At 72.5% G+C, this 20290-nt stretch carries 18 protein-coding genes; 8 read left to right on the top strand and 10 right to left on the bottom strand.

Annotated elements, in window-relative coordinates:
* Nucleotides 1–46 precede the first annotated feature (46 nt).
* From NV263_RS19110 to NV263_RS19100, 3 genes are all read right to left on the bottom strand, one after another.
* Nucleotides 47–571 (bottom strand): lytic polysaccharide monooxygenase auxiliary activity family 9 protein, encoded by a 525-nt coding sequence (locus tag NV263_RS19110; RefSeq protein ID WP_263247737.1) that lies wholly within the window; start codon nt 569–571, stop codon nt 47–49.
* 150 nt (nt 572–721) lie between these two features.
* Nucleotides 722–3082, bottom strand: coding sequence for a lysylphosphatidylglycerol synthase transmembrane domain-containing protein (locus tag NV263_RS19105; protein WP_263247735.1), 2361 nt, complete (start codon nt 3080–3082; stop codon nt 722–724).
* A 135-nt stretch (nt 3083–3217) separates the two neighbouring features.
* A complete protein-coding gene (locus NV263_RS19100; RefSeq protein ID WP_263247734.1) occupies nt 3218–3691 on the bottom strand; it encodes a ricin-type beta-trefoil lectin domain protein in 474 nt (157 codons plus the stop codon).
* A gap of 614 nt (nt 3692–4305) precedes the next feature.
* Here NV263_RS19100 and NV263_RS19095 point away from each other — a divergent pair.
* Entirely contained in the window at nt 4306–5436 is a 1131-nt protein-coding gene (locus tag NV263_RS19095; RefSeq protein WP_263247732.1) for a VanZ family protein, read from the top strand.
* A gap of 11 nt (nt 5437–5447) precedes the next feature.
* Here NV263_RS19095 and NV263_RS19090 read toward each other — a convergent pair whose 3' ends face one another.
* The 3 genes from NV263_RS19090 to NV263_RS19080 all read right to left on the bottom strand — a co-directional run bounded on the left by NV263_RS19090 (nt 5448) and on the right by NV263_RS19080 (nt 9267).
* Nucleotides 5448–6614, bottom strand: coding sequence for a sensor histidine kinase (locus NV263_RS19090; protein ID WP_263247730.1), 1167 nt, complete (start codon nt 6612–6614; stop codon nt 5448–5450).
* A gap of 92 nt (nt 6615–6706) precedes the next feature.
* Entirely contained in the window at nt 6707–7840 is a 1134-nt protein-coding gene (locus NV263_RS19085) for an adenosine deaminase (RefSeq protein ID WP_263247728.1), read from the bottom strand.
* Between the two features lie 23 nt (nt 7841–7863).
* Nucleotides 7864–9267, bottom strand: a complete 1404-nt coding sequence (locus NV263_RS19080; protein ID WP_263247725.1) for an MFS transporter — start codon at nt 9265–9267, stop codon at nt 7864–7866.
* A gap of 270 nt (nt 9268–9537) precedes the next feature.
* Between NV263_RS19080 and NV263_RS19075 the strand changes: the two genes are divergently transcribed.
* The 5 genes from NV263_RS19075 to NV263_RS19055 are packed head-to-tail and all read left to right on the top strand — an operon-like array spanning nt 9538 to nt 13366.
* A complete protein-coding gene (locus NV263_RS19075; RefSeq protein ID WP_263247724.1) occupies nt 9538–10278 on the top strand; it encodes a GntR family transcriptional regulator in 741 nt (246 codons plus the stop codon).
* Between the two features lie 32 nt (nt 10279–10310).
* A complete protein-coding gene (locus tag NV263_RS19070; RefSeq protein ID WP_263247722.1) occupies nt 10311–11279 on the top strand; it encodes a nucleoside hydrolase in 969 nt (322 codons plus the stop codon).
* A gap of 44 nt (nt 11280–11323) precedes the next feature.
* Nucleotides 11324–11785 (top strand): MarR family winged helix-turn-helix transcriptional regulator, encoded by a 462-nt coding sequence (locus NV263_RS19065; RefSeq protein ID WP_263247721.1) that lies wholly within the window; start codon nt 11324–11326, stop codon nt 11783–11785.
* Complete coding sequence (locus NV263_RS19060; protein ID WP_263247720.1) at nt 11782–12585, top strand: ABC transporter ATP-binding protein; 804 nt, start codon at nt 11782–11784, stop codon at nt 12583–12585. The genes NV263_RS19065 and NV263_RS19060 overlap by 4 nt, the downstream gene beginning before the upstream one ends.
* The gene (locus tag NV263_RS19055) at nt 12545–13366 is read left to right on the top strand and encodes an ABC transporter permease (protein WP_380757680.1); all 822 of its coding nucleotides are present in this window, start codon (nt 12545–12547) and stop codon (nt 13364–13366) included. Before NV263_RS19060 ends, NV263_RS19055 begins: the two co-directional genes overlap by 41 nt.
* Nucleotides 13367–13477: 111 nt before the next feature.
* On the opposite strand, the gene NV263_RS19050 is transcribed toward NV263_RS19055, so the two are convergent.
* From NV263_RS19050 to NV263_RS19035, 4 genes are all read right to left on the bottom strand, one after another.
* Complete coding sequence (locus NV263_RS19050) at nt 13478–14869, bottom strand: hypothetical protein (RefSeq protein WP_263247719.1); 1392 nt, start codon at nt 14867–14869, stop codon at nt 13478–13480.
* A gap of 12 nt (nt 14870–14881) precedes the next feature.
* Complete coding sequence (qcrB, locus tag NV263_RS19045) at nt 14882–16549, bottom strand: cytochrome bc1 complex cytochrome b subunit (RefSeq protein ID WP_263247718.1); 1668 nt, start codon at nt 16547–16549, stop codon at nt 14882–14884.
* Between the two features lie 104 nt (nt 16550–16653).
* Nucleotides 16654–16917: a GlsB/YeaQ/YmgE family stress response membrane protein gene (locus NV263_RS19040; protein ID WP_263247717.1), complete on the bottom strand. Its 264-nt coding sequence runs from the start codon at nt 16915–16917 to the stop codon at nt 16654–16656.
* Between the two features lie 112 nt (nt 16918–17029).
* On the bottom strand, nt 17030–18163 hold the full coding sequence (locus tag NV263_RS19035; RefSeq protein ID WP_263247716.1) for an FAD-binding protein: 1134 nt from the start codon (nt 18161–18163) through the stop codon (nt 17030–17032).
* A gap of 358 nt (nt 18164–18521) precedes the next feature.
* Between NV263_RS19035 and NV263_RS19030 the strand changes: the two genes are divergently transcribed.
* Together NV263_RS19030 and NV263_RS19025 are read left to right on the top strand one after the other, a co-directional pair.
* On the top strand, nt 18522–18704 hold the full coding sequence (locus tag NV263_RS19030) for a hypothetical protein (RefSeq protein ID WP_263247715.1): 183 nt from the start codon (nt 18522–18524) through the stop codon (nt 18702–18704).
* Between the two features lie 293 nt (nt 18705–18997).
* Nucleotides 18998–20185: an amidohydrolase family protein gene (locus tag NV263_RS19025; RefSeq protein ID WP_263247713.1), complete on the top strand. Its 1188-nt coding sequence runs from the start codon at nt 18998–19000 to the stop codon at nt 20183–20185.
* Nucleotides 20186–20290 lie beyond the last annotated feature (105 nt).

The raw sequence follows: 20290 nt of genomic DNA, 5'->3' as shown, positions 1-20290 counted from the left end.
CCGCTGTGGCCGCGACCGGTCGGCTCGCGGCCACAGCGGACGGTGGTTACCTCTTCGCCCCGACGTCGAGGTCGACGCAGGCGTAGAAGGCGTTGGCGGTGTCGGCGATGTTCCACACGGCGAGGACCTTCTGCTTGCCGCTGACGCCGCCGAGGTCGACGTTGTGGGTCACCGTGGCGCCGGGCTGCTTGCCGCCGTCGTCGAAGACCGCGACGCGCTTGCCGCCGACGAAGTACTCCCAGGTGCTGGTGGCGTGCCGGGCGGTGAGCTTCCAGTTGAACGTCACGTTGGTGCCGACCGGCGTCGCCTTCCAGCCCTTGCTGTCGTCGTCGAGCTCGGCGAAGGACTGGTTGCCACCGCTGCAGCTCTGCAGGCCCTTGGGGCCTTCGACGCTCTGCGGCTCGTACTTGATCGGACCGCATTCCACGGTTCCCTCTGCGCACTGCGCCTGGCGGCTCGGGGGAGAGGAGATGTAGCCGTGCGCGCTGGCCGTGCCCGCCGGGATGGCGAGCAGGATCGGGGCGAGGGCGGCGCCGGCCGCGGCCGCGGTCAGTTTCCGTTTCGCGGACATCGTGGAACTCCTTGTCGTGGCGAAGGATTCCCAGTCGGGGGAAATGTGGTCTGGACCATATATCCGGGTCTCAGGCCGGACAAGGAACCGCGAATCGGACACCGCGAATGGCGTAGACCACTCCGGGTGGTGGTCCGGTGCGCTGGGCCGTCAGATCACCTTGCGGTGCTGCAGATAGCGGAACATCGCGATGCCGGGCAGCACCGGCAGCCAGTAGGTCAGCAACCGGGACGCCAGCACCGCGGTCACCGCCGCCGTCGGCGGGATGCCCAGTGCGCCGAGTCCGGCCAGCAGCGCGGCCTCGACCGCGCCGAGCCCGCCGGGCGCGGGCGCCAGGTGCCCCAGCGTGTTGGCCGCGATGAACACGATGATCACCGCGATCACCGGGAAGTCCGGGTGGATCGCGGCCAGGCAGGCGACCAACCCGTACCCGGACACCACGAGGTAGCCGAACGCCCCGCCGCACAGCTGCACGGCGCGCACCGGGTGGCGCAGCGTGTCCAGCAGTTCGCGGGTGACCTCCAGCGCGGGCCGCAGGATTCGGCGCCGGCCGAACGGCGAGCCGAGCAGCACCCCGGCCACGATCAGCACGCCCGCCACCGACACCAGCACCGGCCACCCGGTGGGGATCGACAGGTTGCGGAACGTGCCCGTCATGCCCGCGCCGAACACGCCGATCACGCACACCACGAACGCCACCGCGCCCGTCCCGGCCTGGTTGAGCAGCGTGATGCCCACCGCCAGCGACCGGCGCAGCCCCAGCCGCTCCAGGAAAACCAGGTTGATCCCGAAGAAGCCGGCACCTCCCGGGGTGGTGCGGCCGGTGAACGCCGCGGCCACCTGGACCGCGCAGGTGCGCCAGAACGGCAGCGCGATCTTGCTGGAACCCAGCACGGAGATCGCCGACATCAGGATGGCCACGAAACCGGTCGCCACGGCCACCGCCAGCCAGCCCCAGTCGGCGTGCTGGAGGGCCGCGACGACATCGCCCATGCTGGACAACTCCGGCAGCAGCAGGTACACGGCGGCGCCGACGAGCAGCAGGCCCACCACGGTCACCGGCCGCACCGGGGAGCGGAACCCCGGGATCGGCACGCCGAGCCGGTCGGCGAGCGTCTCCCGCAGCTCGGCGAGCAGGAAGCGGCGCGTCTCGCCCTGGGTGCGGATCCGCTTCGGCAGCGCCAGCGGGCTCAGGTTCACCAGCGCCGCTTCGAGCCGGTCCGCGGGCACCGCGCGGATCGCGGTCCGCACCGTGCGGTCCACCCCGGCCACCGACGCCAGCGACACCAGCACCTCGGCGAGGTCCTGGGCGCGCCGCGCGGCCCCGGCACCGGCCTGGCCGAAGGTGAAGCTCAGCAGCCACGGCTCGCGGTCGGCGTCGACGAGGATGTTCTTGGCCCGCAGGTCGTGGTGGGCGATCCCGGCGTCGGCCAGCGCGGACAGCTGTTCCCAGATCGCGTCCAACAGCTCGTCGTCGATCTGCTCGGGCGGCAGTTCGCTGAGCCGGCACCCGTCGACGTGCCGGACCACCAGCAGCGGCGGCGCGTGCTTGACGTCGCAGGCCAGCACGACGGACGGGGTGCGCACCCCGGCCCGGTCGGCGAGCAGCGCGATGTAGGCCTCGTGCTCCACCTCGTGCAGCGGGGTGGACAGCGGCGGGTCGTCGTAGACGTCGAGCAGCAGCAGCAACCGGCGGATCTTGTACCAGGCACCGGCCCGGCGGCCGATCCGCCGCACGACCTTGACCCGCAGCCGCTCGCCGTCCTCGGTGACCACGGCGAACTCGCGCGGCTCCAGCACCCGGTAGCGCAGCGGCACGATCGAGACCGGGACGAACCCGGCCAGCTCCAGCTCGTCGGTGATGATCTGCTCCGAGATCCGGCGTCCCGGCACGCCGAAGACCAGGTGGAACAGGGTTCCCACGCCCCAGCCGAGCAGCGCGCCGCCCACCGCGCCCAGCGGCAGGAACGCGCCCAGGTGCAGTCCGGCGACCGCCACCAGCACGGTCAGCGCCCAGCCCGTGTAGCGCGCCGCGCCGCCCAGGTAGGGCGCGGCGACCACGGTCAGCACCGCCATGATCGCCACGCTGCTGGCCGGGAAGTGGAAGACCGGGCCGACCAGCCACGGCGCCGCCTGGCGCGGCGGCAGCACCGTGTGCAGCACCCAGGCGAGCACCCAGGTCACCGCGCCCGCCGCGGCGCACAGCATGCCGAGCCGGACCCACTTGAAGTACATCGCCACGGCGGCCACCGCCGCGATCCCGGCCCACGAGCCGAACCAGCTCAGCACCACCCAGGCCGGGTCGGACACCGGCGGAATGGCTTCCAGCTGCTGGTAGATCGCGATCTCGACCTGGTTGCCCGGCAGCAGCGACAGCAGCGCGACCAGCGCGAGCAGACCTCCGGCGACCGCGACCCGGATGGCGTCCCGGGGGCGTCGGCCGATCGACAACCGCAGCCGCGACTTGGGGGTGGTCCCCGGCTGGCTCGTTGGCGGTTCGGTGCTTCGCACTGGATGGCCCCGTTCCCGGTCGCCGGACGCTCGACGGACTCATTGTCGCCGCTCGGTTCCGCGCGGCATGGCGGGGTCGGACAGCAGCCGGGGGAGGGCGCGCTACCCGCGCCCTCCCCCGGATCACCCGTCAGCTCAGGGCCGCTCGCGCAGCCACTCCTGCGCCGGGTGGTCGGTGCACTCCTCCAGGCGCACGTCCGACCGGCTGACCTGGGTCAGGCAGTCGTTCGTGGCCAGGTTGATCAGCCGCGCCGAGTCGCTCCCGGCGCGCTCCACCCGCCACTGCTGGGCGCGGTTGCTCGACTCGCACGGGAACAGCCGCACGTCCGAGCCGCCCATGTGGCCGAGGCACTCGCGGGTGGCGCCGACCTGGAGCATGTCGGCGGTGTCGGTGTGCTCCCGCGTCCACATCTGCGCCGGGTTGTGGGAGTCGCACGGGAACATGCCGATCCGGTCGCCGCCCAGGTGGCCCAGGCAGTCACCGGTCGCCACGTTGCGGATCGGCATGTCCGACGACGCCGGGGCGGCCCCGGCGATCGGCATCGCGACGGCACCGCTCAGGCACAGGGCGCCCAGCACGGCGGCGCTCCAATGGCTCAGTTTTCGCATTCTCTCCACCTCATGAACAAACGGAGCACGTGCGCGGTATGATCAAATCGGGGGTGCACGTGCGCATCGATTGCACCGGGGTGGGCGGTCCGATCCGCCGCATTCACACCACTGTGGGCGAGCACTCGCCGAAAAAGCGCGCAGGCACTAGGAGTCTTGGGCACCGCTGTCCCGAATACCGCTGTCCCGAGTGCCGCTGTCCCGAGTGCCGCTGTCCCGAGTACCGCTGGCCCAGGCAACGGGAGTCCGGCGGCGACCGGTCCCGCGGGAGCTCGATGATGACGGACCGGAGCCGTTCGGTGCCAGGCGAAGGAAGCGCTCGCCGGTGGGTCTGGACAGCGACCTCGACCGTGCCGGGCCGAGGCGTCCACCCCGAACGGGAGGCTCCGGACACCACCCCCGCAGGCGGTTCCGCACCGCCGCTGCGCCCGCCTGGCGCCGAGACGGGTTGACCGTCGGACCGGAGGATGACTCCCGCGGGTTCTCCCTACGACCCGCGGCGGAGTCCACAGTCGACCGGGGTCCGTCGCGTGTGGAGCGGCAGGCTGGTTAACCTCGATCGTCGCTCCGGCCTCCCAGGTCGGGGCTGTTGCGTTCGATGAGGGGAGCAGTTGGTGTCCACGCGGTTGATTCCCGCGCTCATCGCCTCCACGGCCGCTCTGGCCCTGGCGGTGGTGCTTTTCGTGCCCTACGTCGCCCGCCAGTACCGGCGGCGCGGCACGCTCGGCGTCGGCAACGTCGTGCTGGCCTTCGCCGGCCTGCTGTACGCGCTCGGACTGGTGGCCTACGTGCTGCTGCCCATGCCGGAGGTGACACCGGACTTCTGCGCCACCTCCGCCGCGAGCGCTCCGCAGCTGGTGCCGTTCCGCTTCCTCGACGACATGGCCCGCGAGCAGGTCGGCAGCGGGCTGGTGGCGACGCTGCGGAACCCGGCGCTGACCCAGGTGCTGCTCAACGTCGCGCTGTTCGTGCCGCTCGGCATGTTCGTGCGCTACATGTTCCGGCGCGGTGTCGCCGCGACCGCGCTGATCGGCCTCGGGGTCTCGCTGGCCATCGAGTGCACGCAGCTGACCGGCGACTGGTTCCTCTACCCGTGCGCCTACCGGCTGTTCGACGTCGACGACCTGATCGCCAACGGGCTGGGCGGCCTGCTCGGCGCGCTGGCCGCGCCGGTCCTGCGGATGGTGCCGGGGCAGAAGCTCCCGTCCCTCGACCCGGGACAGGCCCGGCCGGTCACGGTGCCGCGCCGACTGCTCGCCGCGGTGTGCGACCTGGTGCTGTTCTTCCTGCTCAGCTCGCTGCTGGGCGCGGCGTACCAGGCGCTCCTGCTGCTGGTGCACAACGGCCTGGCAGCCGACGCGCCGCCGTTGCAGTCGCTGCCCGGGCACGGCCTGCTCCCGCTGTTCACCGACTGGCTGCCGTGGCTGCTGCTGGCGGTCGTGGTGCCGCTGACGGGCACCGGCGCCAGCGCGGGGCAGCGGATCGTGCAGCTGACCGCCGTCGCGCCCGACGGGCGGCGCCCGGAACCGGTGCGCCGGTTGGGGCGCAGCCTCGTCGGGACCGGTGGCTACCTGCTGCTCACCCTGCTGCCGTTCCTCGGCCTGCTGGCGGCGATCCTCGCGGTCGTCTCGCTGGTCGCGTTCTGGCGGACGTCGGGACACCGCGGCCTGTCGTACGCGGCCACCGGACTGGACCTGGTCGACGCGCGCGGGCCCGTCCCGGCGGCGCACGAGCCGGTGGCCTGAGAACCAGGCACTCAACCCTCGGCGCCGGTGGGCACCTCGCCACCCGTGGGCAGCTCGGCGGTGACCCGGAATCCGCCGTCGTCGAGCGCACCGGCGTCCAGGGTGCCGCCCGCCAGCTGCACCCGTTCGCCCAGGCCGATCAGGCCCTGGCCACCGCTGGGCAGGTGCCGCCGGAACCCGTCGGCCGGACGGCTGTTGCGGACCGCGACCAGCAGTCGTTCCGGCCGGTAGGTCAGCGAGACCGACGCGCGGGCCCCGCCCGCGTGCTTGTGCACGTTGGTCAGCGCCTCCTGCACCACCCGGAACGCGGCCCGTTCGATGTGGTCGGGCAGGTCGCGGCGGTCGCCCTCGACGCGCAGGTCCACGTCCAGGCCCGCTTCGCGGGAACCGGCCACCAGCTCGTCGACCTGGCGCAGCGTCGGTTGCGGTGCGGTGTCCTCGTCCGGGCCGGAGCGCAGCACCCCGATCATCTGCCGCAGCTCGTCGAGCGCCCCGCGGCTGACCCGCTGGATCGTCGCGGCGGCCTGCGTGGCCTTGGCGGGATTCTTCTCGACGAGCATTTCCAGCGCCCCGGCGTGCAGCACGACCAGGCTCACCTGGTGCGCCACCGAGTCGTGCATCTCGCGGGCGATGCGGGTGCGCTCCTCGCTGCGGGTGCGCTCGGCGATGAGCGCCTGCTCGCGCTCGGCGCGTTCGGCCCGGTCGACCCACCCGGCCAGCAGCGCGCGCCGGCTGGCCACGTACAGGCCGATGATGACCGGCAGGAAGTGCATCACCGCGACGCTGATGTACGCCTGCAGGTCCGGGGCACCGTGGTGGTACCAGCCCTGCGCGAACGGCTCGACGAGCACCAGCGCGGTCGGAACACCCCAGACGAACCAGCGGTTGCGCTCGTAGGCGCCCAACGCGTACAGCGCGGCGAACAGGCCCATCGGCCCCGGACCGGTGTACCGCGCGACCGCGTTGACCACGGTGACCGCGGCCGGGAAGCGGCGTCGCCAGAGCAGCGTGAGCGACGAGACCACGCTCACCGCCAGCCCGGCCCACTCGGACACCGTTCCGCTCGGCCAGTTCAGCACCCGGCTCCACACCGACAGCGCGCCGAACACGACGGTGACGGCCAGATCGGCGCCCCACGGGGGCGTCCGGGCGCGGAACCGGGATATCCAACCGTCCACAGCAGACTCCTTGCGCGGTCGAACAGTGCCGCCCGAGCCTAGAGGACGCCGGTGTCCCCGCCGCAGGGACGGGGACACCGGGGCGCCAGGGGTCAGGAGATCGCCGGTGCGTGGTCGGCCACGCGGCCGAACAGCGACTCCGAACGCAGCGCCGCGTACCCGGGCTTGATCACCTCGTTGATCAGCGCGAGCCGCTGCGGGAACGGGATGAACGCCGACTTCATCGCGTTCACCGTGAACCACTGCAGGTCGTCGAGCCCGTAGCCGAACTGCTCGACCAGCTCGCTGAACTCGCGCGTCATCGACGTCTGGCTCATCAGCCGGTTGTCGGTGTTGACCGTGACGCGGAAGTGCAGATCGCGCAGCAGCGCGATGGGGTGGTCGGCCACCGACGGCACCGTGCCGGTGTGCACGTTGGAGCGCGGGCACATCTCCAGCGGGATGCGCCGGTCGCGGACGAACGACGCCAGCCGGCCGAGTTCGGCCGTCCCGTCCGCGCCGATGGTGATGTCGTCGACGATCCGCACGCCGTGGCCCAGCCGGGCCGCGCCGCACCACTGGATCGCCTCCCAGATCGACGGCAGCCCGAAGCCCTCGCCGGCGTGGATGGTGAAGTGGCAGTTCTCCCGCCGCAGGTACTCGAAGGCGTCCAGCGAGCGGGTGGGCGGGAACCCGGCCTCCGGGCCGGCGATGTCGAAGCCGACCACCCCGGCGTCGCGGTACTTCACCGCCAGCTCGGCGATCTCCTGGGCCCGGGTCTCCTGCCGCATGGCGCACAGCAGCACGCCGACGCGGATCCGGTGCCCGGCCCGCTCGGCGTCGGCCGCACCGCGCCGGAAGCCGTCCAGCATCGCTTCGACGACTTCGTCCAGGGACAGCCCGCGCTGGGTGCTCAGCTCGGGCGCGTAGCGGACCTCGGCGTAGACGACGCCGTCGGCGGCGAGGTCCTCGGCGCACTCCGCCGCGACCCGGCTGATCGCGTCCGGGGTCTGCATGACGCCCACGGTGTGCACGAACCGTTCCAGGTACTCCTCCAGCGATCCCGCTTCGCAGGCCGCGGCGAACCACTTCTCGGTTTCGTCCACATCGGACGTCGGCAGCGCGTCGTAGCCGGTCTGCTCGGCCAGCTCCAGCACCGTCCGGGGGCGCACTCCACCGTCGAGGTGGTCGTGGAGCAGCACCTTGGGCGCTCGCCGGATCTGGTCGAGGGTCGGCACGTCGTGCACGACGGTTACCTCCTGATCATCGGTTATCGGTTCACGTTCGAGGGTTTGATCAACAGTGTGGTCAGCAGCGCCAGGGCGACGAATCCGGCCGAGGACCACAGCGCGGCGTGGAAGGCCCCGGCCGTCGGCGGGCCGCCCGCGGTCAGCGAGGTGACGACGCTGGAGGCCACGGCGATGCCCAGCGAGGCTCCGACGCCGAAGCAGGCGCCGTTGATGCCGGGCAGCGACCCGGGCTTGTCGGCGGGCGCGGACGCCACCGCCAGGCCGTTCAGCGCGGTCAGGCTGTAGCCGGTGTAGGTGATGCCGAGCACGCCGAGGGCGATGCCGGTGACCCACGGCGAGCGCGGGAACAGCACCAGCGGGACGAAGGCCGCGGCGGTGCCGACCGAACCGGCGATCACCGACCGCAGCCAGCCGATGCGCGGCGCGAACTGCCCGGCCACCGGGGCGGCGATCACGCCCAGCGCGGACGCGGGGGTGAGGAACAGCAGCGCGGACTCGGTGGCCGACAGGCCGTAGCCGGCGCCGGGGGTTTCGGTGAGCAGCGGGATCGTGAAGTTCAGCATGCCGAACACACCGGCCAAGGTGAACACGGTGGTCAGCAGCAGCGGCCAGACCCGGCGGGAGGCCAGCGCGGACAGGTCGATGATCGCGTTGGCGGCCCGCTTCTGCGCCAGCCCGAACAGCACCAGGGCCAGCACCCCGCCCACCAGCAGCGCCAGCGTGGCCGGGGAACTCCAACCCCAGCTGCCGCCCTCGTTGAGGGCCAGCAGCACGCCGGTCAGGCCCAGGCCGAGCAGGATCGCGCCGGGCCAGTCCATCCGGCCCGCGGCGGGCACCCGCATCGCCGGGACGGCGAAGTGCACCGCGAACACGGCGACCACGGTCAGCGCCAGGCTGATCAGGAAGATGCCGCGGAAGCCGACGCTGTCGGCGACCGAGCCGCCCACGATCGCGTCGACCCCGGCGATGCCGCCGTTGACGGCGGTGATGACACCGAGCGCGCGGCCGAACCGCTGCGGCGACAGCGCCTCGTGCAGGATCAGGTACGCCAGCGTGAACGCCGCCGAGGAGGTGCCCTGCAGGATCCGGCCGAGCACGAAGACCTCGATGTTCGGCGCCAGGACGCACACGGCCTCGCCGACGATCAGCAGCGCCAGCGTCACCTGGAGCATGCGCCGCCTGCCGACGTGGTCGGACAGGCGCGCGATGGTCACTTGGCCGATCGCGGCGAACAGGAAGAACAGCGTCTGGGACAGCCCGGCCGGGCCGCTGCCGGCGTGCAGCCGGTGCATCACGTCGGGCAGCGCGGGGGCGAGCATGGTGGCGTTGATCTGGTACCCGGCGACCGCGAGGACCAGCGCGGCGAGCAGCGCCGCGTACCTGGTGGGCGCCCCGGTGGGGGACTGGTCGTGGATCGTCGTCATTGAGGAATCCACCTCTTCGGAGAGGGTCGGGAACGAGCGCGGCGTCGTCGCCGCGGCAGACGGTCGGGCGGTGCCGGGAACCGCTGATGTCTGACAAGCTCGGAAGGTATTGAGGGAACGGTCTACCCTGCGGGGCGCGGCCAGTCAATACCCGAACCCAGAAAATTCCCGTTCGTGTCAAGGATGGTCCGATTTCTCCGCCTGTTGACTCGGCCGATCGTCCTCGTTAACTTGTCTGACAACAACACCACCAGGGGGTGAGGGTCGAAGATGGCCAGGCGACCGCAACGACGACCGGTCGTGGAGCTCTACGAGCGCATCGTCGACGCCGTCCGGGAGGGCACCTACCCGCCGGGTTCGACCCTGCCGTCCGAACCCGAGCTGGCCGCCGCGCTCGGCGTCAGCCGCCCCGCGCTGCGGGAGGCGCTGATCCTCCTGCAGGAGGACGGGGTGATCACCGTCCGCCGCGGTGTGGGCCGCACCGTCAACGAGGGGCCCGCCCGGCGCGGCTTCGAGCGGCTCCAGCCGCTGGAGGCCCTGCTGGGCTCCGGCGAGGTGCGGGTGCGGGCACTGGTTCGCGACATCGAGGAGCCTACCGACCTGGTGATGCAGCACCTGCCGGTGCCCGCCGCGGGCGAGGTGCGGTTCTGGGAGTCGGCGGTGGACGTCGACGGGAGCCCGGCCTGCCTGGTGGAGGAGTGGTCGCTGCACGACGAGGGCCTGGCCGCCGTCGACCCCGACCTGCCCGGCGCGCTGGAGGCGGGCGAGCAGGCCGGGCGCACCATGCTGCACACCCTGGTCTCGGCCGCCGGCGACCTGCCGCTCAGCGGCGACAGCACCGTGACCGCCACGGTGCTCGGCAGGCGGCGCGGCGCCGTGGTGCAGCGCCCGCCCGACACCCCGGTCGTGCTGGTCACCCAGGTCGTCTCGGTCGACCGCACGCCGCTGCTGGCCGCCAAGTACGCACTGCCCAGCGGGGCCCCGAGCATCGTCGTCCGGCAGTCCCGATGAGCACCGCAACACACCAGGAGGACGAGGAACCGATGGCCCCCCTGATCGTCGACTGCGACACCGGGATCGATGACGCGCTCGCGCTGCTGTACCTGCTGCGCGACCCGGCGGTGGACCTGCGCGCGGTGACGACGGTGTTCGGCAACGTCGACGCGGCGACCGCCGCGGACAACACGTTGCGCGTGCTCGAACTGGCCGGGCGCGCCGACATCCCGGTCGCCGTCGGCGCGCGGAGCAACTGGCGGGGCACCGTGGACCTCGCTCCGCACGTGCACGGCGCGGACGGGCTCGGCGACGTCGGACTGCCCGCGCCGAGCGCGACGCCGGTCGCCGAACCGGCCGCGGAGCTGATCGTGCGCACCGCCCGGGAGAACCCGGGGAACCTGCACCTGTTGGCGGTCGGCCCGCTGACCAACCTCGCCACCGCGCTGCTGCTCGAACCGGAGCTGCCCCGGCTGGTCTCGCACGTCACGATCATGGGCGGGGCGGTGCACCACCCCGGCAACGTCACCCCGGTCGCCGAGGCCAACATCCACAACGACCCCGAGGCCGCCGACATCGTGCTGCGCGCCGGGTGGGACGTCACGCTCGTGCCGCTGGACGTGACCATGGCCGAGGCGCTCACCGAGTCGGCGCAGCGGCGGCTCGTCGACGCGGGCACTGCGATCAGCTCCTTCGCGGCCCGGATCCTCGACCACTACCTCGGGTTCTACGAGCGGGACGTGTTCGGCGTGCGCCGCGCGGCCTGCCACGACCCGCTGGCCGCGGGCATCGCGGTGGGCGACGTGGCGTTGGAGACCGCCCCGGTCGTCGACGTCGTCGTCGAGACCGGCGAGGGCCCGGCGCGTGGCGCCACGATCGCCGACACCCGCGGGCAGTACCGGGGCTATCCGGCGCAGGAGGGCGCGCACGTGCGGGTCGTGCTGCGCACCGCGGGCGGTTTCGCCGACCGGCTCGTCGACCGGCTGTGCGCGCCCGAGGCGGCCGAGCACGTGGCCTGAACCTCGCACTGGGAATTGCTCGTAGTAAGAGCTATTCTTCCGGCATGAGCGATGCGGTCGCCGTGGGCGACGAGCTGATGTCGGTGATCTCGGCGCTGCGCCGGCTGGTGCGGCGCAAGCTGCGCCCCGAGATGCCGGGACCCCGGCTGCGCGGTGCGCACGTCGAACTGCTGCGCCTGGTCGAGGAACGGCCGGGCGTGGGCGTGACGGCCGCCGCGCGGGCCCTGCACATGGCCCCGAACTCGGTGAGCACGCTGGTCAACCAGCTGCTCGACGACGGGATGCTCAGTCGCGCGACGGATCCGGAGGACCGCCGGGCCGCGCGGCTGCACCTCACCGACGCCGCCGCGCGCCGCCTGGAGTCGTGGCGCGCCGCCCGTTCCGAGCTGGTCGGCGGCGGTGTCGCGGAACTGCCCGCATCGGACGTCGCAGCGCTGGAGCAGGCGCTGCCGGTGCTGCGCCGGCTGCTGGTGAACCTGGACGGCGACGAGCGGGGTGCGTCGTGACCGCCCCCGCTGTGCGCTGCCGGGACCTGCGGTACGGCTTCGGCGACACCATCGCCGTCGACGGGGTGGACCTGGACATCGAGCGGGGCTCGGTGTTCGGGCTGCTCGGGCCCAACGGGGCGGGCAAGACCACCACGATCCGCATGATCACCACGCTGCTGCCCGCGCCGCCCGGCGCGATCGAGGTGTTCGGCGTCGACGTGCGCCGCAAGCTCGCCGTCCGGCGGCTCATCGGCTACGTGCCGCAGCAGCTGTCCGCCGACTCCGCGCTGACCGGCCGGGAGAACGTCGCGCTGTTCGCGCGCCTGTTCGACGTGCCCCGGGCGGGGCGGGCCGATGCGGTGGACGCGGCGCTGGAGTCGGTCGGTCTGGCCGATGTCGCCGAGCGCACTGCGGGCACCTACTCGGGCGGCATGGTCCGCCGCCTGGAACTGGCGCAGGCCCTGGTCAGCTCGCCGCGGCTGCTGGTGCTGGACGAACCGACCATCGGCCTCGACCCGATCGCCCGCGCCGGGGTGTGGGAGCGGATCGAGCAGGTCCGCGCCGACACCGGGATGACGGTGCTGGTCACCACGCACTACATGGAGGAAGCCGACAAGCACTGCGACCGGGTCGCGCTGATGCACCGCGGGCGGTTGCGCAGCGAGGGCACACCGGAGGAGCTGAAGGCCGCCATCGGCCCGGAAGCGACCCTGGAGGACGCCTTCCGCGCGGCGACCGGCGACGATCTCGACAGCGGTGCTGGGGAGGGGATGCGGAATGTCCGCGCGGTCCGTCGCGTCGCCCGTCGGCTCGGTTGAGCCGGTGCGACGCTCTCCGGTGGGCCTGGTGGTCTCCCGGATCGCCACGATGTGCCTGGTGGAGCTGCAGAAGCTGCGCCACGACCGGACCGAGCTGATCACCCGGGGCATCCAGCCCGCGCTGTGGCTGCTGGTCTTCGGCGAGACGTTCACCCGGCTGCGGGCGATCCCGACCGGCGGCGTGCCGTACCTGGACTACCTGGCGCCGGGGATCCTGGCGCAGTCGGCGCTGTTCATCGCGATCTTCTACGGCATCCAGATCATCTGGGAGCGCGACGCGGGAGTGCTGGCCAAGCTGCTGGTGACGCCGACACCGCGGGTCGCGATGGTCACCGGCAAGGCGTTCGCCGCCGGGGTGCGCGCCCTGGTGCAGGCGCTCGTGGTGCTGGTGCTCGCCGCGCTGCTCGGCGTCGCGCTGACCGCGAACCCGCTGCGGCTGTTGGGCATGGCGGTGACGGTCGTGCTGGGATCGGCGTTCTTCTGCTGCCTGTCCATCACGATCGCCGGGCTGGTGCTGTCCCGGGACCGGCTGATGGGCATCGGGCAGGCGATCACGATGCCGTTGTTCTTCGCCTCCAACGCGCTGTACCCGGTGGAGCTGATGCCCGGCTGGCTGCAGTGGATCAACCGGTTCAACCCGCTGGGCTACGAGGTGGACGCGCTGCGCGGCCTGCTGCTGGGCACTCCCGCCGACCTGGCGCTGGACCTGGGCGTGCTGGTGGTCGCGGCCGCGACGATGATCGGCGTCTCCTCGGCGCTGCTGGGACGGCTCGCCCGCTGACAGCCCAGCGCACGTCTTCGAACTCGTTTCGCGGGCGGTGCCGGTTGCCAGACCGCTCGCCGACCGAGGAAGCGGCTGCGCCGCTTGCCATGATCGTCCGAAGAGGGGCTCTCAGGGCGCCGACCACTCGATGTCGCTGCGGCCGCGCAGGAAGTCCTCGGCCCGTTCCAGCGGCACCGGGTCGGGCATCGGGTGCAGCGGGCGCACCCGCGTCAGGTCGCGGTGCGCCCGCGCGTGCACGGCCAGGTCGCGGGGGAAGGCGCGCGGGTCGACGCCGGTGAACTCGCCGAGGCGGCGGGCCCGGGAGGTCAACCGGTCCCAGTCGCGCATCGGCGGCAGGCCGATCGACTCGGTGCCGTGCGCGAACAGCACCAGCCGGATCTCGTCGAACGGATCGGCGGAGTCCAGGTAGGCGTGCGCGGCGCGCAGCGACGGGCGGGTGTTGAACGACAGCCAGAACGGCACCGACCCGGTGCGCAACGTCCACCACGGTTCGACGAGCAGGAAGGAGTCGATCAGCAACCGCCGGTCGTCGATGCCGCACTCCCGGTACCAGGCGCGGTGCAGGTCGGCCACGGCCGGGCTGAGCGCTTCCGGGTGGTCGTAGCGCAGCCGCCGCCAGGTGCCGCCCGCGCCGTCGACGGCGTCGGCGAGGTCGGCCGGCCACGCCGGGTCGAAGCCCCACTCGGCCTCCGGGGCCTCGTCGTCCGGGGGCGGCGGGTCCCACCGGTCGCGGTCCGAGCCGTAGCGGTGCAGCAGGTCGTGCACCCGCGGGCCGCCGGAGAAGTACTCGTCGCGGATCGCCCCGCCGAGCGCGCCGAACTGGAACACGTGCCGGTCGCCGACCCGCGTCACCGGCCACCGCAGCCCGCACTCGGCGCTGACCGCCACGCCGCCCGGCGCCAGGCGTTCCCGCAGGAAGCGGTGGTACGCGCGCGGCAACCGCAGCCACTTGAGCCGGAAGTACGCCATCCCGGCGATCATCAACCGGTCCTGGTTCGGATCGTGCATGTGGTGCAGCTGCCAGGTCGGGTTGGCCGCCAGCAGCGCGCGCCCCGGTTCCCGCCCGAACGCGAGCTCGGCGCGCGGGTCGTCGCGGTCGACGCCGCGCCGCCGCACCGGGACCAACAGCGTCTGCGGCAGCCACGGCGCGCCGAGCGCGGCCGCGAGGTGCTCCAGCGCGCCGTTCGAGGACCCCAGGAACACCACCGGGTAGCGGCGCCGCGGGTAGTGGTCGCAGATCCACTCGGCCAGCGCTTCGGAGTCCAGTTCGCCCAGCCGCGCGGGCGGGACCGCCTCGGTGACGCCGGTGCGGGCGTAGAGCCGTTCGGTTACCGGCGCGGGTAGCCGGTTCAGCGCGCCGAGCACCCCGGACAGGACCGGCTCCAGCGCGCGCGGCGCCTGGCCCAGCAGCGGCACGTCACGCCCGGCGAGGAACGCGGCCAGGCCGCGCAGCATCCCGGTCGCGGAGTCGAAGGAGGCGACCGCGCGTGCCGGTTCCATGAGCCCGGGCGCTCATTCCTCGCGGCCCTGCTGCGCGCCGCGCGCCGCGCGTTCCACGGCGGTCTCGGGGGCCTCGCCGGCGTGCTCGGCCTGCTGCTCCCGGGCGCGGTCGAGCGCGTCGGTCTCGGTGGCCGGATCCGGGATCAGCAGGCTGCCGGGCACCGGGCGGCCGCCCGCGCCGAGCTTGTTCATCTTCTTCGGCACCGGCGCGCCCTGGTAACTCAGCGGTTCGGCGTGACCGTGCTCGTCGACCGGGCCCAGCGGCTGGTGCACCTCGATGAACTCGCCGTGCGGCAGCCGCCGCACGATCCCGGTCTCCACCCCGTGCTCCAGCACCTCGCGGTCCGCCCGTTGCAGGCCCAGGCAGACCCGGTAGGTCACGTAGTAGGCGATCGGCGGGGCCAGCAGCACACCGAGTCGTCCGGCCCAGGTGGTCATGTTCAGCGAGAGGTTGAACACGAAGGCGATGATGTCGTTCATCCCGGAGAGCAGCACCACCAGGAAGAACGCGATCGCCATCGCGCCGAGGCCGCTGCGCACCGGGCAGTCCCTCGGCCGTTGGAGCAGGTTGTGGTGGGCTTCGTCGCCGCTGAGCTTGCGCTCCAGCATCGGGTACAGCAGCGCGAGCGTGAACACCAGCCCCATGCCGAGCACGAACGGGAAGAACGCCGCCGGGATGGTGTAGGGGCCCAGGTAGACCTCCCACGGCGGCCACAACCGGCCCATCCCGTCCGGCCACATCATGTACCAGTCCGGCTGCGATCCCGCGGAGATCTTGCCCGGGATGTAGGGCCCGAAGTTCCAGATCGAGTTGATCTGGAAGACGCCGCTCATGATCGCGAGCACACCGGTGACGACGAAGAACAGCCCGGAGCTCTTCACCGCGAACGACGGCATGATCCGCACGCCCTCGACGTTGCGCTCGGTGCGCCCCGCGCCCGGGTACTGGGTGTGCTTCTGGTACCAGACGATCGCCAGGTGCACGGCCACCAGCGCGGCGATCAACGCGGGCAGCACGAAGACGTGGAACAGGTAGAACCGCGGGATGATCACGGTGCCGGGGAACATGCCGCCGAACAGGATCCAGTGCAGCCAGGTCCCCACGACGGGCACCGACAGCAGGATGCCGGAGGCGATCCGCAACCCGGTGCCCGACAGCAGGTCGTCCGGCAGCGAGTAGCCGATGAATCCCTCGAACATGCCGCAGATGAACAGCAGGATGCCGATCGTCCAGTTCACCTCGCGGGGCCGCCGGAACGCTCCGGTGAAGAAGATCCGGAACATGTGGACCACGATCGCGCACATGAAGATCAGTGCCGCCCAGTGGTGCAGCTGGCGGGCGAACAGTCCGCCCCGGACGTCGAAGGAGATGTCCAGCGTGCTCTCCAGCGCCCGGGACATCTGCACGCCGCGCAGGTTGGTGAACGAGCCGTGGTAGGTCACCTCGGTCATCGAGGGGTCGAAGAAGTACGCCAGGTACACGCCCGTGACGATCAGGATGACGAAGCTGTACAGCGCGATCTCGCCGAGCAGGAATCCCCAGTTCGACGGGAAGACCTTGTTGAGCTGGCGGCGCAGTCCGGAGGCGGCCTGGAACCGCAGGTCCAGTTCGTGGGCCTGTTGGCTGAGGCGCCGGAAGAGCGTGCCGTTCGACCTGGTCGGTTGCGTCAGCCTGCTCATGTGCACTCCCCGCGCAAGCGGCTGCGTTCGTCGCGATGCTCCCGCAGGATTCCCTCGATCGCCTGACGAAACGCACCGCCGGCCCCAGGGCCGGCGGTGGTCTGCTACGCGTGGCTGCGGTGGAACACCGCGCGGTAGATCAGCAGCAGGATCAGCGACCCGATCACCGCCCACACGAAGCTCATGACGTGGAACCCGGACACAGCGTTGGCGCCGGTCAGCGCAGTGCTGATCCATCCGCCGAGCAGGCCGCCGACGATGCCGATGATCATCGTGACGATGATCCCGCCGGGATCCTTGCCGGGCAGGATGAACTTGGCGATGGCTCCGGCGATGAGCCCGAACACGATCCAGCTGATGATGCCCATGTCGATCTCCTCTCCGAGAAGAGTTCGTCAGGGGACTATCCCGCCACCGGGCGGGCGAAACCTCGGGGCCTGTCTTCGCACTCGTTGTGCGTGGCGGTGCCGGGACAGGCGCTCAGGGTTCCAGGTACGGGGTTCCGCCCGCGGCGAGCACGCGTTCCCGCAGTCGGCGGTTGCCGTCGAGCATCCGCGCGAGCGCGGCCGGGTCGTCTGCGGGCGCGGTGCGCAGCAGCGCGAACAGGAAAGCGACCGGTTCGGCGGGCATTCGCACCCCCGGCGTGGCGACCACCGAGGTGGGGAACGGGTAGAGCAGCACCAGACCGCCGTCCGCCGCGCCCACGTCATCGGGGGACAGGGCGGTCGTGGTCTCGGTGATGACCTCGTCGGCGGCCGAGTCGGGCAGGAAGGTGTTCGTCCACGGGTGCGGGTGCGACCACGCCCCGGAGGCGCGCAGCCGGGCCTCCTGCGGTGCCATCGCGTCGAGGAACTCGAAGTAGTCCTCGCCCTCGGGGGCGCGGACAGCGGTGTCGAGCAGGTACTGCCAGCTCGTCCCGTCCTCGCCCGGCACGGCCATGCCCTCGACGTGGTCGTACTCCCCGGAGGCGACGAGCTCGCGCTGGTCGGCCAGGAACTCGGCCAGGTCGGTGTAGGCGTGCTGGACGTGCCGGACCCGGCGCGGTGCGGGCACCAGCCGCAGCGTGGCCCGCAGGATCAGGCCGTGCCGCCCGTGCCCGGCGCGCACGGCGTCGAACAACTCGGCGTCCTGCTCGGCCGAGCAGTCGCGGACCTCGCCGCCGGGCGTGCGCACCCGCAGCGACAGGACGTTGTCGGTCTGCAGCCCGTGCCGGTGGGTGGCGCCGCCGATCCCGCCGACCGACAGGGTGCCGCCGACGGACAGTTCGAGGTAGTCGGTGAGCACCGGCGGGGCCAGGCCGTGCGGCAGGGTGGCGCGCAGCAGGTCGCTCCAGCGGATCCCGGCGTCCACGGTGACCGAGTCCGCGCCCAGGTGGTGCACGGCGCGCAGGCCGCCGGTCTCGACGACCAGCCCGCCGCCGCACTGCGCGGCCCCGGTGGTGTTGTGGCCCTGGCCGCGGACGGCGAACGGCAGGCCGCGCCGCTCGGCGTCCGCGAGGACCGCCACCACCTCTTCCTCGGTGGACGGACGCGCGACGGCACGCGGCCGGTGGTGCACGAGGTGGCCCCAGTCGTCGGCCGCGGCGCGCAGGCTCGGCTCGTCGGTGTGCGGCATCGCTCCTCCGATGATCGACTCCGCGCACACCTTTTCACCCGGACGGGTGGATCCGGAAGGGCTCGCGCCCCGGAGCCGCGAGCGCCCGCCGGGCGCCGGGGGAGCGCGCCACCGAGCGCGGCGGTCGAGCGCTCGTCCGGCCGCGGAGCTCCCGCGGGGGCGATCCCGCGGGCAGTGCCCCTGAAATGCGGTGATGCACCAATTCCGTGATCATCCTCAGTGGAATTCCGCGATTCCTCGCCCGTTCGAGCCACCCCCGGAACACGGTCGCCGAACTCGTGCGTCATAATGATTAGCGCGCCGCACGATCGTGTCGGCCGCCATTCCACTCGACACCCGAAAACCCGGGGTGAAAACCGTGTCGAACAAGGCCGCATTCGACAACGACGAAACCGCGATCGTAGTGCCGGTCGAGGGCGGGCGGGCCTGCCCGCCCCCGCTGGACCTCATCGCCGCGAACGGACCGTGGGGAACCCGTCGGCCTCGGCGGACGCTGGGCTCCACCGGCGTGATCTCAGCCGACGTCGTCGAGCGCGTCTGAATCGTCGCGACGCCGGGGGCCGGGCGCCGGAATTGCGCCCGGCCGCCTTCCGCCGCGGCGGGCACATCCGTTCGATTTCCGCTCCGGGAATCGTCGGCGGACGCGACGTGAATCGTCGCACCGCGCCACCGCGCCGTTCCTTTCGGCACCGTTGATCATTCCCGAATCCGCCTCCCGCGTTCCACTGTGGAGAGCGGGCTGCGAGGGATTTTCCGGGCGTGATCGGCGAATCCGCTGCCACCGCCGTCGCCGCCGTGCCAGCCTGGTCGGCGGACGACAAGGAGGTACAGCGGATGCAACAGCTGATCACGGCCGCGCACGTGCTCGTGGGACCGGCCGGGCAGCGGATCGACGACGGCGCCGTGCTGGTCGACGGCGACACCATCACCGCCGTCGGACCTCGCGCCGAGGTGGTGCCCCAGGCGGGGGAGGGTGCGCGTCGCCGGGACTTCCCGGCGGGCACCGTGCTGCCCGGTCTGATCAACAGCCACGTGCACCTCGCGTTCGACGCGAGCCTCGACGCCATCGACAACGTGATCGACGCCGACGACACCGACCTGCTGCTCGGCATGGCCGGGCGCGCCCAGCGCCTGCTGCGCTCCGGTGTCACCACGATCCGCGACCTCGGCGACCGAGGTGCGGCGGCCGTCCGGCTCCGGGACGCGGTCGAGCGCGGCGAGCTCGACGGTCCGCGCATCCTCGCCGCCGGGCCGCCGGTGACGATCCCGCGCGGCCACTGCTGGTTCTTCGGCGGCGAGGCCGACGGCGAGGAGGAGATCCGCCGCCGGGTGCGGCGCAACGCCGAGCTGGGCGTGGACGTGATCAAGGTGATGGCCTCCGGCGGCCAGATGACGCCGAGTTCGCCGCCGATGTGGGCTTCCCAGTTCAGCACCGCCGAACTCGCGGCCGTCACCGAGGAAGCCGCCCGGGCGGGCCTGCCGGTCGCCGCGCACGCCCACGGCGCCGAGGCGATCGCCTCGGCGGTCGAGGCGGGCGTGACCACGATCGAGCACTGCACGTGGCTGGGCGACGGCGGCTACGACCGCCGCGACGAGGTGGCCAAGCGCATGGCCGACCAGGGCATCTACGCCTGCTCGACGATGCCGCCCCGCTGGCGGGACTTCCTGGACCGCATCGGCCCGCAGCGCGCCGAGCACGTCATGCACCGGCTGCGGTGGATGGACGAGCTCGGTGTCCAGCTGATCACCGGCACCGACGCGGGCGTCCCGCGTTCGGACTTCGACGGTTTCCCCGACGCCCTCGGGGTCTACGAGCACCTCGGGTTCGACCGCGAGCGGATCATCGAGATGGCCACGGTCACCAGCGCGGCCGCGCTGGGCGTCGCCGACCGCGTCGGCCGCCTCGCCGCCGGGTGCACCGCCGACCTCCTCGCGGTCGACGGCGACCCGGTAGCCGACCTCGGAGCCCTGAACCGGCGTTCGCTGGTGCTCGCCCGCGGCCGCGAAATCCCGCTCAACTGAAGGACCGGGGACCGCCGCCCCTGGAGGAGGCGCTGCCGCGCCGCTGCGACCGGAACCCGCGGCGGTGCGGGTCCCCGAAGGGGAAAGCGGCTGCCGCCGCCCGCG

The sequence above is a fragment of the Saccharopolyspora rosea genome (assembly GCF_025643595.1).
GTDB lineage: Bacteria > Actinomycetota > Actinomycetes > Mycobacteriales > Pseudonocardiaceae > Saccharopolyspora > Saccharopolyspora rosea.
Note: the sequence above shows the minus strand (reverse complement) of the source record. Positions and strands in the feature narration are given on the sequence as shown.

Excerpts from the sequence above, each read along its gene's own strand:
- NV263_RS19025 (WP_263247713.1), top strand. The coding sequence starts at position 18,998 with ATGCAACAGCTGATCACGGCCGCGCACGTGCTCGTGGGACCGGCCGGG.
- NV263_RS19040 (WP_263247717.1), bottom strand. The coding sequence starts at position 16,917 with ATGGGCATCATCAGCTGGATCGTGTTCGGGCTCATCGCCGGAGCCATC.
- NV263_RS19080 (WP_263247725.1), bottom strand. The coding sequence starts at position 9,267 with ATGACGACGATCCACGACCAGTCCCCCACCGGGGCGCCCACCAGGTAC.
- NV263_RS19065 (WP_263247721.1), top strand. The coding sequence starts at position 11,324 with ATGAGCGATGCGGTCGCCGTGGGCGACGAGCTGATGTCGGTGATCTCG.
- qcrB (WP_263247718.1), bottom strand. The coding sequence starts at position 16,549 with ATGAGCAGGCTGACGCAACCGACCAGGTCGAACGGCACGCTCTTCCGG.
- NV263_RS19075 (WP_263247724.1), top strand. The coding sequence starts at position 9,538 with ATGGCCAGGCGACCGCAACGACGACCGGTCGTGGAGCTCTACGAGCGC.
- NV263_RS19050 (WP_263247719.1), bottom strand. The coding sequence starts at position 14,869 with ATGGAACCGGCACGCGCGGTCGCCTCCTTCGACTCCGCGACCGGGATG.
- NV263_RS19100 (WP_263247734.1), bottom strand. The coding sequence starts at position 3,691 with ATGCGAAAACTGAGCCATTGGAGCGCCGCCGTGCTGGGCGCCCTGTGC.
- NV263_RS19070 (WP_263247722.1), top strand. The coding sequence starts at position 10,311 with ATGGCCCCCCTGATCGTCGACTGCGACACCGGGATCGATGACGCGCTC.
- NV263_RS19055 (WP_380757680.1), top strand. The coding sequence starts at position 12,545 with ATGTCCGCGCGGTCCGTCGCGTCGCCCGTCGGCTCGGTTGAGCCGGTG.
- NV263_RS19035 (WP_263247716.1), bottom strand. The coding sequence starts at position 18,163 with ATGCCGCACACCGACGAGCCGAGCCTGCGCGCCGCGGCCGACGACTGG.
- NV263_RS19110 (WP_263247737.1), bottom strand. The coding sequence starts at position 571 with ATGTCCGCGAAACGGAAACTGACCGCGGCCGCGGCCGGCGCCGCCCTC.